The organism is Pseudomonas sp. 22490, assembly GCF_052044465.1.
Classification (GTDB): domain Bacteria; phylum Pseudomonadota; class Gammaproteobacteria; order Pseudomonadales; family Pseudomonadaceae; genus Pseudomonas; species Pseudomonas aeruginosa.
Window position 1 is genome coordinate 109,129 of record NZ_JBQENS010000016.1, and the last position, 13,195, is coordinate 122,323.

The window sequence follows — 13,195 nt, forward strand, 5'->3', positions numbered from 1 at the left end:
CTCTTAGACGGTGGAGGAAGCGGAGGCGAGCTTCGCCGGCTGGGGTTCCAGCTGGCGCTCGATATTGCGGCGCGACGCACTGATGTGGCGGCGCATCAGCAGCTCGGCCAGTTCGCCGTCACGGTCGGCGATGGCGTCGAGAATGCGGTGGTGTTCGGCGAAGGCCTGGCGCGGCCGGTTCGGTGTGGTCGAGTACTGGATGCGGTACATCCGCACCAGTTGGTAGAGCTCGCCGCAGAGCATGCGGGTGAGGGTGGCGTTGCCGCTGCCCTGGATGATCCGGTAGTGGAAGTCGTAGTCGCCTTCCTGCTGGTAATAGCCGCGCCCGGCCTGGAACGCCTCGTCGCGCTCGTGGGTGTCGAGCACCCGGCGCAGTTCGTCGATCTCGGCCTGGCTCATGCGCTCGGCGGCCAGTCGGCAGGCCATGCCTTCCAGGGACTCGCGGATCTCGTAGAGCTCGATCAGCTCGGCGTGGCTCAGCGACACCACCCGCGCCCCGACATGCGGCACCCGCACCAGCAGGCGCAGGCCTTCCAGGCGGTGGATCGCCTCGCGCAGCGGGCCGCGGCTGATGCCGTAGGTGCGCGCCAGCTCCGGCTCGGAGATCTTGCTGCCCGGCGCGATCTCGCCGCTGACGATGGCGCTCTGGATCTTGCGGAAGACGTGTTCCGACAAGGTCTCGCCGTCGTCATGGGCAATCTCGAGAGGGGGCGGGTTCTGGGTCATGGTACTGGCTGTCCGGGTCGATGTGTCGACAATGTTTGCGAAAGCTACCGCCTGGATTGCGTGGGGTCAATCATTCGTCGCTTGATTGTCGACAATCGTCTAATGCATCGCTGGTCTATGCTTTCCCCTCCAGCCGCTGTGCCAGGAGAGAGTTTCGTGGGCATCTATGACCGTTACGTGTTGCCGCGCCTGATCGACTTCGCCTGCGGCATGGGCGACGTGATGAAGCAGCGTTCGCTGCTGGTGCCGCGCGCCCATGGGCGGGTGCTGGAGATCGGTCTGGGCACCGGGCTCAACCTGGGCTTCTACGACGCGGCGAAGGTGTCGGCGATCGTCGGCGTCGACCCGGCCGCGCAAATGCAGGCGCTGGCCCGCGAGCGCGCGGCGCAAATCGGCATCCCGGTGGAAATGGTCGCCCTCGAGCTTGGCGAGATCCGCGCCGAGGCGGAAAGCTTCGACACCATCGTCTGCACTTTCACCCTTTGCTCCATCGCCGCGCCGCTGCCGGCGCTGGGCGAGATGCGCCGGGTGCTGAAGCGTGGCGGCGAATTGCTGTTCTGCGAGCACGGCCGCGCGCCGGACGCCTCGGTGCTGGCCTGGCAACGACGCCTGACGCCCTGGTGGAAACCGCTGGCCGGCGGTTGCCACCTGGACCGCGACATGCCGGCCTTGCTGCGCGAGGCTGGCTTTCGCATCGACGAGCTGGAGCAAGGCTACCTGCCGGGGCCGCGGCCGATGACCTACGTCTACCGCGGCGTCGCGCGCTGAATCCGGGCGGCGCTCAGAGCGCCTTGGGCAAGGGCGCGAACAGCGCGTCGATATCGGCCTCGTCGAGCTTCCAGCCGTCGCCGTTGCCTTCGCTGAACAGGCCGTCGGCGAGGGCGGCCTTTTCCTGCTGCAAGTGCTGGATCTTCTCTTCCACCGTGCCGCGGGCGATCAGCCGGTAGACGAACACCGGCTTGTCCTGGCCGATGCGGTAGGCGCGGTCGCTGGCCTGGTTCTCCACCGCCGGGTTCCACCAGGGATCGTAGTGGATCACGGTGTCCGCCGCGGTCAGGTTGAGGCCGACCCCGCCTGCCTTCAAGCTGATCAGGAACACCGGCACCTTGCCGCTCTGGAAGCGCTGTACCGGGGCGCGGCGGTCGCGGGTCTCGCCGGTCAGCAGGACGTAGTCGACGCCGCGCTGGCGCAGGGCGTCCTCGATCAGCGCGAGCATCGAGGTGAACTGCGAGAACAGCAGGACCCGGCGACCCTCGGCGATCAGTTCGTCGAGCATGTCGAGCAGGTAGGCCAGCTTGCCCGAGCTGAGCGCCCGGCCGCTGCGCGCGCCGTCTTCCTGGCGTTGCAGCAGGCGCGTGTCGCAGCAGACCTGGCGCAGCTTGAGCAGCGCCTCGAGGATCACGATGCGGCTGCGCGCCAGGCCGCGCCGGGCGATCTCCTCGCGGACCTTGCGGTCCAGCGCCAGGCGCACGGTCTCGTAGAGTTCGCGTTGCGCCTCGCTGAGTTCGACGAACTGGGTGAACTCGCTCTTCGGCGGCAGTTCCGAGGCCACCTGTTCCTTGGTCCGTCGCAGCAGGAACGGCCGCAGGCGCGCGGCCAGGTGGCTGAGGCGTGCCTCGTCGCCGTGCTTCTCGATCGGCGTGCGGTAGTCCTGGGCGAACTGGCGGGCGTCGCCGAGCCAGCCGGGCATCAGGAAATGGAACAGCGACCAGAGTTCGCCGAGGTGGTTCTCCAGCGGCGTGCCGGTCAGGCACAGGCGATGCCGTGCCGCCAGCTCGCGGGCGGCGACGGCGGCCTTGGTGGTGGCGTTCTTGATGTTCTGCGCCTCGTCGAGGATCAGCAGGTGGAACCGCCGCTTGCCCAGCTCGGCGGCGTCGCGTGGCAGCAGGGCATAGGTGGTCAGCACCAGGTCGTGCTCGTCGATGTGGGCGAAGTCACGGCGCCGGCCGGCGCCGTGCAGGGCCAGCACGCGCAGATCGGGGGCGAAGCGCTCGGCCTCGTCCAGCCAGTTGGGGATCAGGCTGGTGGGCATCACCACCAGCGCCGGCGTGTCGAGCCGCCCGGCCTGCTTTTCCAGGAGCACGTGGGCCAGCGACTGCAAGGTCTTGCCCAGCCCCATGTCGTCGGCCAGCACGCCGCCGCTGTCGAGTTCGCGCAGGGTCTGCATCCAGCTCAGGCCTTCGAGCTGGTAGGGCCGCAGTTCGGCGCGCAGGCCTTGCGGCGGGGTCGCCGGACGAGCCTGGAAACTGCGTAGGCGGCGGGCGAAGTCGCGCAGGTTGTCGCCGCCTTCCCAGGCCAGCGGCAACTCGTCGAGATCGGCCAGGCGCGCCGCGTCCGGCGCGCCCAGGCGCAGCTTGCGCTGCGGTTCGGGGTCGCCCAGGTAGAAGTCGGAAAGCGTCGCCAGCACCGGCTTCAGGCGGCCGAAGGGCAGCGCCACGCGCAGCGGCGGGTTGAGTTCCAGGCGCAGCACCAGTTGCTCTTCGTCGGCGTGCCGGGCGAGGGCGCGCGGATCGAGCAGGGCCGGACTGCGGCGGATCAGCTCGGTCAGCGCCGGCAGCAGGCTGACCCGCTGGCCGGCGACCTGGATGCCCAGTTCCAGCTCGAACCACTGGCGGTCGTCGGCTTCCTCGACCTCGGCGTACCAGGCGTCGATGGGCGTCAGGTCGTAGGCGAAGTCGGCGCGGATGTCGATGAACCAGCCCTGCTGACGCAGGCGCGGCAGGTCGTCCTGCATGAAGTGCAGCCAGGCGTTGTCGCCGGGCAGTTCGAACATCTCGCCGGCGCTTTCCTCGAGCGCGTCGCTGCGCCGAGTCGCCGGCTTGAAGCCGAGGCGGCGCAGGGTCTCGCGGTATTCCTGCTCGTGCGCCGGACGCCGTTCGATACGCCGCTGGGCCTCCCGTGGCTCGCTGCCGGGACGCCCGGAAACCGCCTCGCCGGCATAGATGAAGGCCAGCGCCGCACGGTGCCGGGAAATGCTCTGCATGCGTCCGCTGCGCAGGTCGTAGCCGCTGTGCACGTGGCTGCCGAGGGTCAGCCGCGCATACGGCCGGGCCGGGTCGATGGCCAGGCTGAGCTGGGTGTCTGGGGCGGAGGGTGAAGTCATCCGGTATGTCCTTCGGCGAAACCAGCCGAAACCGCAAACAGCCGATATTACCAAGCTCGGCGCGCTTGCGCAGAGCGGAGATGGACGTATGGCGCGGCGGACGAATGCGACGGGATACGACCCGCACTCGTCGGACCCCGGCAATCCCTGGCGCGACGCGACCTGGCGGTCGTCCGGAGTAAGTACAAATGCGAACGTAATTGAGATACAGTCGCAAACCTTCCGAATCGACGACCGCCTCGCCACCCGCGAGCGCGGCGTCGCCGTGCCAGCCAGACGAGGTAGCGACGATGCAAGGCCCTGTTTCCACCCGGGACGCCACCCCATGACCAGCCAGGCCCTGGCCGGCGGACTGTCCGTCACCGGCCGCATCCTCGTCGCGGTCCTGCTTGGCTACGCGCTGGCCTATGCGGTCACCGCCTGCCTGAGCATCTACCTGCCGCTGCCGCGTCCCGACCGGGTCTCGTTCGGCAGCCTCGGCTGCTTCGCCGTGTGGGTCGCGGCCATCGTCTACGCCTTCGCCGCGCGCAGCGCCTGGCGCGCCTGCTGGGTGCTGGCGCTGGCCAGCCTGGCGCTGGGCGGCCTGGCCTGGCTCGGCCTCGACTACGGAGCGCGTCCATGAACCTGCGTCAATCGATGTCCGGCCTGCATACCTGGTCGGGGCTGCTGGTCAGCTGGCTGCTGTTCGTCATCGTCTTCGCCGGCAGCCTGGCCAGCTTCGACAAGGAGCTGACCCGCTGGATGCAGCCGGACCTGCACCTGCCCGGCGCGCAGTCGCTGGGCGCCGACCAGGTGCGCGACTGGTTGCGCCAGCGCGCCCCCGATGCCCATGCCTGGTGGATGCTGCCGCCGAGCGAGCGGGCGCCCTACTGGAACGCCGGCTGGGAGCCGCGCGACGGCAGCGAGTTCAAGGTCTTTCAGCTGGACGCGGTGAGCGGCCAGCCGCTGCCGAAGACAGTCGGCGGCGAGTTCTTCTTCACCCTGCACTACGACCTGCACGCCGGCATGGTCGGCCTGTACATCGTCGGCATCGCCGGGATGCTGATGCTGGTGGCGCTGGTCAGCGGGACCATCGTGCACCGGCGGATCTTCAAGGACTTCTTCACCCTGCGCCCGCAGGCGGCGCGGCAGCGCGCCTGGCTCGACGCGCACAACGTGCTGGGGGTGATCGGCCTGCCGTTCCACCTGATGATCGCCTACACCGGCCTGGTGATCTTCATCGTCTACTACATGCAGGCGGGCCTGCAGGTGGTCTACCAGAACGATGGCGAGCGCTTCTTCCATGAAGTGCAGGGCTCCTACGAACGCGAGGAAGTCGGCCGCCCGGCGGGGCCGCCGGCGTCCATCGACGGCCTGATCGTCGAGGCCGGCAAGGTCTGGGGCGACGGCGGCGCGCCGGGCTGGATCAGCGTCCACCATCCCTATGACGAGGCGGCCACCGTGGACATCCGCCGGCGCGACGCCTCGCGCATCCTCGACGACCAGCGCACGGTCAACTTCGATGCCTCCAGCGGCGAACTGCTGCATGCCCAGCCGTCCTATGCGCCCGGCTACGCCACCTACGGCTGGCTGACCGGCCTGCACATGATCCAGTGGGGCGGCCAGTTGGTGCGCTGGATGTACCTGTTGCTCGGGCTGTCCGGGGCGATGATGATCTTCGGCGGGTTGCAGGTCTGGCTGGCCAAGCGCGAGGTCCGCGGCAGTCGTGGCGTTGGTCTGGTGCGGGCGCTGAACCTGGCGGTCTGCGGCGGCCTGCCGCTGGCCAGCCTGGCGCTGCTGTGGGGCAACCGCCTGCTGCCGACGCAACTGGCCGGCCGCGACACCTGGGAGATCCGCGTGTTTTGCGCCAGTTGGGCGCTGGTCGCGCTGTGGGCCATCGTCCGCCGCAACAGCGGGACCCTCGGTCGCACGCAACTGCGCCTCGCCGCCGTGCTGGCGCTGGGCCTGCCGCTGCTCGGCCTGCTGCGTAGCCCGGAAGGCAACCTGTTGGCCAGCCTGCAGCGCGGCGACTGGGTGCTGGCCGGCGTCGACCTCAGCCTGCTGGGCCTCGGCCTGCTCTGCGCCTGGCTAGGTTGGCGACGTCGGCAAGCGTCGAGCAAGCCCGTCCGGCGACGCCTGAACGTCCAGGAGGTGGCCTGATGCTGCTGGTCTTCGGCCTCAACCTGCTGGCTTTCACCGCTCTCTGCCTGGCCATGAACCGCCACCACAAGAACCTCCTCGGCCACGAGCCGTCGGCTTCCCGGGTGCTTCTGCTACGCGGCGTGGCGCTGCTCGACCTGGGCCTGGCACTGGCCTTCTCGATCCACCGGCAGGGCGTGGAGATCGGCATCGTCTTCTGGTCCTGCCTGCTGATGCTGGCGGCCGGCACGCTGGTCCTGCTGCTCGCCTGGCGGCCACGCTGGGCATTGCCTTGCGCCGCCGGAGTGCCGTTGCTCGGCGGGGTGCTGGCGCTGCTGCGCTGAAGGGCGCGCCGCCCATCCGTGCCTCGGGGGCGGTCCGGTCCAGCGTCTATGCTGGTGGTCGTGCTTTCCCCCGGAGGTATGCGCCATGCACACGCCCGCCAGCAACACCGTCGCCAGCGTCATTCCCTGCCTGCGTTACCGCGATGCGCCGGCCGCCATCGACTGGCTGTGCCGGACCTTTGGCTTCCAGCGCAAGCTGGTGGTGCCCGGCGAGGACGGACAGGTGCTCCACGCCGAGTTGACCTACGCCAGCCCGAACGGCGCCAACGGCATGCTGATGCTCGGCTCGAGCGTCCGCGACAACGCCTACGGTCGGCTGATGCGGCACGTCGACGAAGCCGGCGGCAATACCCAGAGCCTCTACCTGGTGGTCGCCGATCCCGACGCCCTGTTCCGCAGCGCCCAGGCCGCCGGCGCCGAGATCGTCATCGACATCAAGGACGAGGACTACGGCGGTCGCGGCTTCACTTGCCGCGATCCAGAGGGCCACGTCTGGAGCTTCGGCAGCTATGATCCCTGGGCATGAGGCCCCGTCCATTCACCACAGGAGACGCTGCATGAAAACGCTCACGCTGATCGATGGCCAGGAGGTCGCCGCCATCGGCCAGGGTACCTGGCATATCGGCGAGCAGCCCGGAGAACGCAAGCGCGAGGTCGCGGCGCTGCGCGAAGGCATCGAGCTGGGGATGACGCTGATCGATACCGCCGAGATGTACGCCGAGGGCGGCGCCGAAGACGTGGTCGGCGCGGCTATCGCGGGACGCCGCGAAGAGGTCTTCCTGGTCAGCAAGGTCTACCCGCACAACGCCAGCCGCAAGGGTCTGCCGGCGGCCTGCGAGCGCAGCCTGCGCCGGCTCGGTTGCGAAACCATCGACCTCTACCTGCTGCACTGGCAGGGCCGGTATCCGCTGGAGGAAACCATCGAAGCCTTCGAGCGGTTGCGCGACCAGGGCAAGATCCTGCGCTGGGGCGTGTCCAACTTCGACCTGGGCGACATGTACGAACTGGACGGCAGCGCCTGTGCCGCCAACCAGGTGATGTACAACCTGGAGGAACGCGGTATCGAATACGACCTGCTGCCCTGGTGCCAGGAGCGCGGCATGCCGGTGATGGCCTACTGTCCGGTGGGGCAGGGCGGCAGGCTGCTACGGCACCCGGCGCTCGGCGAGATCGCCGCGCGCCACGACGCCAGCAGCGCCCAGGTCGCCCTGGCCTGGCTACTGGAGCAGGGGGTGATCGCGATCCCGAAGGCGGTGACGTCCGCTCACATTCGCCTGAATGCAGCGGCGGCCGACCTGGAACTGAGCGCCGATGACCTGCGGGCGCTCGACCAGGCGTTTCCGCCGCCTACCCGCAAGCGAAACCTGGCGATCGTCTGAGTGGAGTACGGGAGAAACGGCCTGCGCTTGTTTCCCCTGGCCGCGGGAATATGACGAAGTTGGCGAGGAAATATTTAAAAAGGAATAAGTAAATATTTATTTCCTGCGTAGGAACTTTCTTCAACTTAACCTGTACTTTTCGCTGTCCCACAAAAAAGCCCCGTCGGGGACGGGGCTTTTCCTTGCATTCGCGCTGATGCTTGCATGATTCAGGCAGCCAGTGTTTTCTTGCGAACTCGATTGATCACTTCTTCCATTTTGCCGGAGTCGTCGTACTGCTCCGGATACAGGCGCTCGCTGTGGCAGGCCACGCCATGCTGGTCAACGATGGTGAAACTGAAGTTTCCTTTACGAGTTGCCTGGATCAGGCAGTCGAACGGCGCAAATGCGGCGGTTAGGGTGCGAATTGCATCCTGAGTACGATGTTGAATAGACATATTCTTATGTTCCTTTACTTTCACGCTTATGGAGCAGCGTATATTGCAAATGTTCCCGCTCCGTGACAGTGCCAAGAAAGCTTTGTGTCGGGGGAACGTACTGGTTATGCCGGCTTTTTTCGAAAAGAGCAAGCTGGCAGTTCAGGTACTAATCAGAGGATCGATTGGCAGGAAAGTTTCCAGGCCAGGATCCTGATCAATCTGCGGGTGGTATTGCGGGACGCCGGTCTTCCCATCGGCCCTGCTTGGCAGGGGATTGCTTCAGAAGAGTGGCGACCGAAGAACCATCGGAAGGCTGTAACCCTGATGGTAGAGCCCTTTTCATCTGTGGGCCCGGTCTTGGGGTAAAGCCTGATTGACTTTCAGTTTGGTACGCAGTCCCGGATTGTATGTCTTTCGACGAAGAAAGGCCAGGACATTTTTTGAGCAGATGTCGCCCCGGCGGCGGGAATGTTTGAGCATTTGTTTCGGCGGACGCCTGCCAACCGGGCAAAGGTTATGGGCCTGGCGTCGGCGGCGCGTGGCAGGATTGCCGTTCCATCGCCGCGCCGAGGTTATCCATGCCGTCGCCCGCTCGCACGCTGCTCGTGGCCTTCGTGTCCGCCTGGTTCCTGCTGGGTGGGCTGGGCCACTTCGTCTTCACCGATTTCTTCGTCGGCATCGTCCCGCCCTACGTGCCCTGGCCGCTGGCGGCGGTGTGGGTCAGCGGGGTCTTCGAACTGCTCGGCGCCGCCGCCCTGCTGGTGCCGGCATGGCGCCGGCTGGCGGCGTGCGGGCTGTTCATCCTGACCCTCTGCGTGACCCCGGCCAACCTCTACATGTGGCAGCACCCCGACCTGTTCCCATCCTTCCCGCCGACGCTGCTGGCCGCTCGCCTGGCGCTGCAGGCGTTCCTCCTCGGCTGCATCCTGGCGCTGATGCTGGCGCGGGACGAGGCGCCGCTGGCACGACGCTAGGCGCAGGCGAAAAAAAGCCACTGTGCGGGGGTGGACAGTGGCCGGGAATGCCAGGAGATGGAGGAGCAATCGGACCTGGCGTGGATAGAGTAGTAGTCACTCTGGCGAGGGTCTGTATGGCTATTGGTGAACTTTGTGAAGAAGTGCAAAGTAGAGCGGCCAACGGACGAACGGTGTTGCACGCGGCGGGACGCTCGCGGTAGTTTTTTCCCATGATCACGTTTCCCGTGGTCGCCCTCGAAGCCCGGCCCCAGCGCCGGGCTTCGTCGTTTCTGCCCGCCGCGCAACCGGACGCAGCGGGCGACGACCGGTGCGAAAGGCTCTGGGGTGCGCCCGCACGGCGTCCGGCCAACTTAAAGTTCGGTTGTGCCGGGTGCTGTCATAACGCCATCGTTCAGTGGCCTCGGTGAGCCCCCGCACCCCCAGTTCGCTGGGGCTTGCCTTTGGTGTATCCCTTTTGCCCGGCCGCGTGCCGGGCTTTTTTATGCCCGGTCTTCTTCCTTCCGGTTTAGCCGGGGTCCGCGTTTCCTTGGCCGGCCCCTGAACCTCATCGCTGCATCGACGTCCCTAGCTACAGGCGAGCCTGTGGCCGGGGGCTTTCCATCATCCGCAAAAAGGTGAAAACCATGCTGACCATCGACTACAACAGCTATCGCACCACTACCCCCTACGGCAAACGCGTGCGCTTCCTGGTGCTGCACTACACCGCGCTCGACTTCGCCGCCTCGGTCAAGGCGCTGACCACCGGCGCCGCCAGTGCCCACTACCTGATCCCGGCGCCGCATGACCCCAGCTACAAGGCCGCCGGCTTCAAGGGCCAGCGCATCTTCAACCTGGTCGCCGAGGAAGACCGCGCCTGGCACGCCGGCGTCAGCGGCTGGGCGCGCCGCGACAACCTCAACGACACCTCCATCGGCATCGAGATCGTCAACCTCGCCCGCGACGACGACGGCGTGTTCACCTTCCCCGACTACGAGCGCTCGCAGATCAACGCACTCAAGCAACTGGCGAAGAACATCCTGCAGCGCTACCCGGACATGACCCCGAAGAACGTGGTCGGCCACTCCGACATCGCCGTCGGGCGCAAGTCCGACCCGGGTCCGAAGCTGCCCTGGAAGGAACTCTACGAGGCCGGTATCGGCGCCTGGTACGACGACGCCACCCGCGATCGCTATCGCGAAGGCTTCGAGCGCGACGGCCTGCCGCCGCGCGCCGACCTGCTGGAGGCGTTCCGCCTGTACGGCTATGCGCTGCCGGCGACGGTCGACGATGCCTACTTCACCAGCCTGCTGCGCGCTTTCCAGATGCATTTCCGCCCGGAGAACTACGACGGCGCGCTGGATGTGGAGACGGCGGCGATCCTCTACGCTCTGAACGAGAAATACCCGGCCTGAGCCATTAACCGCGAGCGGCCGCCCGATGCGGCGGCCGCTCCCTTGCCCACCCCCATGGAGGACTTGCCATGACTGCCGTCGCACAGGTCGTCGCCAAGGCGGAAATGCTGATCCGCCGCCCCATCGCCGAGGTCTTCGAAGCCTTCGTCGATCCGGCCATCACCGCCAGGTTCTGGTTCAGCCGCGGCGATGCCCGCCTCGAAGCCGGGAAACGGCTGCGCTGGCACTGGGACATGTACGGGGTTTCCCAGGAAATCGAAGTGAAAGACCTGCAAACGAACCGCCGCATCCTCATCGAATGGCCGAATGGCGACAGCAATCCTTCCCAGGTGGAGTGGCTGTTCGAGGAACTGCCCGGCGCCGGGACCTTCGTCAGCATCCGCAACAGCGGTTTCGTCGGCACCCCGGAAGAGGTCATCCCGCGGGTGGTAGACGCCACCGAAGGTTTCACCCTGGTGCTGGCCGGGCTCAAGGCCTGCCTGGAGCACGGCATCGCCTTGAACCTGGTGGCCGACCGTTTTCCCCGCGGTCTCGATGGCTGAGCATTGCCTGAGTGCGCGTCCCGCACCGCGCAGCGTGCCCTCAGGCAATGCTCAGCCGAACGCGAAGTCGGCCAGCAGTTGCAGGTTCAGGCCGACGATCGCCAGCGCTACCGCCCAGGCCAGCCACCGGGTCCCGGCGCCGATCGCCAGCGGGCCCATCAGGCGCCGGTCGGAAACGAACTGTAGCAGCGGGATCACTGCCAGCGGCAACTGCATCGACAGGATCACCTGGCTGAAGATCAGCAGCCGCGCGGTGCCGTCCTCGCCGTAGAGCAGGGTCACCAGCAGCACCGGCAGCACTGCGACGCCCCGGGTCAGCAGGCGCCGCGCCCAGGGCGCCAGGCGCAGGCGGAGGAAGCCCTCCATGACGATCTGCCCGGCCAGGGTGGTGGTGACCGTCGAGTTGAGGCCGGACGCGAGCAGCGCCACGGCGAACAGCAGCGAGGCGAGTTCCAGGCCGAGCAATGGCGAGAGCAGCGCGTGGGCCTGCTCGATATCGACCACTTCGGTGTGCCCGTTGCGGTGGAACACGCTGGCGGCGACGATCAGGATCGCCGCGTTGACCAGCAGCGCCAGGGTCAGCGCCAGGCTGCTGTCGGCCACCGCCCAGCGCAGCGCCTGGCGCTTGCCGGCAAGGCTGCGCGGGTAGGCGCGGCTCTGCACCAGCGAGGAATGCAGGTAGAGGTTGTGCGGCATGACGGTCGCGCCGACGATGCCGATCGCCAGGTACAGGGCAGCCGGGTCGCTGAGCACCCGCGGGCTCGGCAAGAACCCTTGGAGCACCTCGCCGAGTTCGGGACGCGAGAGCAGCAACTGTACCGCGAAGCAGGCGAAGATCAGTGTCAGCAACGCCACCACGAAGGCCTCCAGCGGCCGCTGGCCACGTCCGATCAGGACCAGCACCAGCAGCGCGTCGCCCACGCAGAGCAAGGCGCCCCAGGCCAGCGGCAGGCCGAACAGCAGCTTCAGGGCGATGGCGGTGCCGATCACCTCGGCCAGGTCGCAGGCGATGATCGCCGTCTCGCAGGCCAGCCACAGCAGGCGGCAGGTGCTCGGCGAGTAGCGTTCGCGGCAGGCCTGGGCCAGGTCCAGGCCGCTGGCGATGCCCAGGCGCGCGGATAGCGCCTGCAGCAGCATCGCCATCAGGCTGGAGAGCAGGATTACCGAGAGCAGCAGGTAGCCCAGTTGCGCGCCGCCGGCGACGTCGGTGGCCCAGTTGCCCGGGTCCATGTAGCCCACCGCGACCAGGTAGCCGGGGCCGGCGAAGGCCAGCAGGCGGCGCCACCAGTGGCCGCCGCCGGGGACTTCGACCGGCTGGGCGCGAGCGGGCTCGGCGGCCTGGGGGGCCGGGGTATCCTTCGCGGACATGACGAAGCTCCTGCCGGACGCGTGCCGGCGCTGCGCGCGCCTTTCCCGGCGCGCCGTGGCGCGCGGGTTGGGCGAGCGGTTCAGGGGGCAGGAAGGAGGAAGTCGGTCAGGCCGAGGCCGCCAGTTGCCGGTGCAGGTCCAGCAGGTCGCTGGCGATCAGGTCCCAGTCCTGCTCGGCGGCGAGGTCCTGGGACTGGCCGGGGCCGTATTCCAGCGGCCGGGCGATGAACGCGGTCTTCAGGCCGAGGGCGCGCGCGGCCTTGAGGTCGTAGTTGTGCGCCGCGCAGAGCATCACCTCCTGCGGCGGCAGGTCGAGCAGGCGGCAGGCGCCGAGGTAGACCTGCGGGTCGGGCTTGTAGTGGCCGAACAGGTCGGCGCACAGCAGCATGTCCCAGGGCAGCCCGGCGTGCCGCGCGACGTCGAGCATCAGCGCGGTGTTGCCGTTGCTCAGCGCGGCGAGCCAGTAGTCGGCCTTCAGCGCGTGCATCCCGGCGAGCGTGTCCGGCCACGGCCGCAGGCGGTGCCAGAAGCCAGTGATGCGTTGCAGCAGGGCCTCGTCCAGCGCCAGGCCGAACTCTCCGGCCAGGGCCTCGAGACTCTGCCGGTGCAACTGGTCGAGGTGCTGCCAGGGCGCCTGGCCGTTGCGTACCCGGTCCATCGCCGGCTTGTATTGCTGGCGCCAGCGGTCGGTCAGTTCCACGCAGGGCAGGGTCCCGCCGAGTTCGCGCTCCAACGCCTGGAACTGCTCGATCAGGCTGGAACGCCAGTCCACCAGGGTACCGAACACATCGAACAGGATCGCGCGCATCGTGCCTCCTCGGCCGTGGC

The 13,195-nt window shown here is 67.7% G+C and carries 14 protein-coding genes; 9 read left to right on the forward strand and 5 right to left on the reverse strand.

The genetic code is table 11. The features are described from left to right. Positions 1–3: 3 nt before the first annotated feature. On the reverse strand, positions 4–726 hold the full coding sequence (locus tag ACTJJX_RS19005; protein WP_003085635.1) for a GntR family transcriptional regulator: 723 nt from the start codon (positions 724–726) through the stop codon (positions 4–6). 117 nt (positions 727–843) lie between these two features. On the opposite strand from ACTJJX_RS19005, the gene ACTJJX_RS19010 reads away from it, so the two are divergent. Further along, complete coding sequence (locus tag ACTJJX_RS19010; protein ID WP_003118644.1) at positions 844–1,494, forward strand: class I SAM-dependent methyltransferase; 651 nt, start codon at positions 844–846, stop codon at positions 1,492–1,494. Between the two features lie 13 nt (positions 1,495–1,507). On the opposite strand, the gene ACTJJX_RS19015 is transcribed toward ACTJJX_RS19010, so the two are convergent. Then, the gene (locus ACTJJX_RS19015) at positions 1,508–3,499 is read right to left on the reverse strand and encodes a DEAD/DEAH box helicase (protein ID WP_004353123.1); all 1,992 of its coding nucleotides are present in this window, start codon (positions 3,497–3,499) and stop codon (positions 1,508–1,510) included. Between the two features lie 655 nt (positions 3,500–4,154). Here ACTJJX_RS19015 and ACTJJX_RS19020 point away from each other — a divergent pair. The 5 genes from ACTJJX_RS19020 to ACTJJX_RS19040 all read left to right on the forward strand — a co-directional run bounded on the left by ACTJJX_RS19020 (position 4,155) and on the right by ACTJJX_RS19040 (position 7,670). After that, positions 4,155–4,451, forward strand: coding sequence for a DUF3649 domain-containing protein (locus tag ACTJJX_RS19020; RefSeq protein WP_003085639.1), 297 nt, complete (start codon positions 4,155–4,157; stop codon positions 4,449–4,451). Next, positions 4,448–5,968 carry a PepSY-associated TM helix domain-containing protein gene (locus tag ACTJJX_RS19025; RefSeq protein ID WP_003103038.1) on the forward strand — a complete coding sequence of 507 codons (1,521 nt, stop codon included), beginning with the start codon at positions 4,448–4,450 and terminating at the stop codon, positions 5,966–5,968. The genes ACTJJX_RS19020 and ACTJJX_RS19025 overlap by 4 nt, the downstream gene beginning before the upstream one ends. Beyond that, positions 5,968–6,291, forward strand: coding sequence for a DUF3325 domain-containing protein (locus ACTJJX_RS19030; protein ID WP_003103035.1), 324 nt, complete (start codon positions 5,968–5,970; stop codon positions 6,289–6,291). Before ACTJJX_RS19025 ends, ACTJJX_RS19030 begins: the two co-directional genes overlap by 1 nt. A gap of 85 nt (positions 6,292–6,376) precedes the next feature. Then, positions 6,377–6,817, forward strand: a complete 441-nt coding sequence (locus ACTJJX_RS19035) for a VOC family protein (protein ID WP_003085641.1) — start codon at positions 6,377–6,379, stop codon at positions 6,815–6,817. Between the two features lie 31 nt (positions 6,818–6,848). After that, positions 6,849–7,670: an aldo/keto reductase gene (locus ACTJJX_RS19040; protein ID WP_003123018.1), complete on the forward strand. Its 822-nt coding sequence runs from the start codon at positions 6,849–6,851 to the stop codon at positions 7,668–7,670. Positions 7,671–7,879: 209 nt separating this feature from the next. On the opposite strand, the gene ACTJJX_RS19045 is transcribed toward ACTJJX_RS19040, so the two are convergent. Continuing rightward, positions 7,880–8,107 carry a hypothetical protein gene (locus ACTJJX_RS19045; RefSeq protein ID WP_003085644.1) on the reverse strand — a complete coding sequence of 76 codons (228 nt, stop codon included), beginning with the start codon at positions 8,105–8,107 and terminating at the stop codon, positions 7,880–7,882. A gap of 560 nt (positions 8,108–8,667) precedes the next feature. Here ACTJJX_RS19045 and ACTJJX_RS19050 point away from each other — a divergent pair. The 3 genes from ACTJJX_RS19050 to ACTJJX_RS19060 all read left to right on the forward strand — a co-directional run bounded on the left by ACTJJX_RS19050 (position 8,668) and on the right by ACTJJX_RS19060 (position 10,999). Further along, the gene (locus tag ACTJJX_RS19050; protein ID WP_003106627.1) at positions 8,668–9,063 is read left to right on the forward strand and encodes a DoxX family protein; all 396 of its coding nucleotides are present in this window, start codon (positions 8,668–8,670) and stop codon (positions 9,061–9,063) included. Positions 9,064–9,689: 626 nt separating this feature from the next. Continuing rightward, positions 9,690–10,457: an N-acetylmuramoyl-L-alanine amidase AmpDh3 gene (ampDh3, locus tag ACTJJX_RS19055; protein ID WP_003106625.1), complete on the forward strand. Its 768-nt coding sequence runs from the start codon at positions 9,690–9,692 to the stop codon at positions 10,455–10,457. Between the two features lie 68 nt (positions 10,458–10,525). After that, on the forward strand, positions 10,526–10,999 hold the full coding sequence (locus ACTJJX_RS19060; protein ID WP_003085649.1) for an SRPBCC family protein: 474 nt from the start codon (positions 10,526–10,528) through the stop codon (positions 10,997–10,999). 51 nt (positions 11,000–11,050) lie between these two features. Here the strand turns inward: ACTJJX_RS19060 and ACTJJX_RS19065 are convergent, their stop codons facing one another. Further along, positions 11,051–12,367 carry an Nramp family divalent metal transporter gene (locus ACTJJX_RS19065; RefSeq protein WP_016851957.1) on the reverse strand — a complete coding sequence of 439 codons (1,317 nt, stop codon included), beginning with the start codon at positions 12,365–12,367 and terminating at the stop codon, positions 11,051–11,053. A gap of 106 nt (positions 12,368–12,473) precedes the next feature. Then, on the reverse strand, positions 12,474–13,175 hold the full coding sequence (locus tag ACTJJX_RS19070; RefSeq protein WP_003106623.1) for a haloacid dehalogenase type II: 702 nt from the start codon (positions 13,173–13,175) through the stop codon (positions 12,474–12,476). Positions 13,176–13,195: the final 20 nt, after the last annotated feature.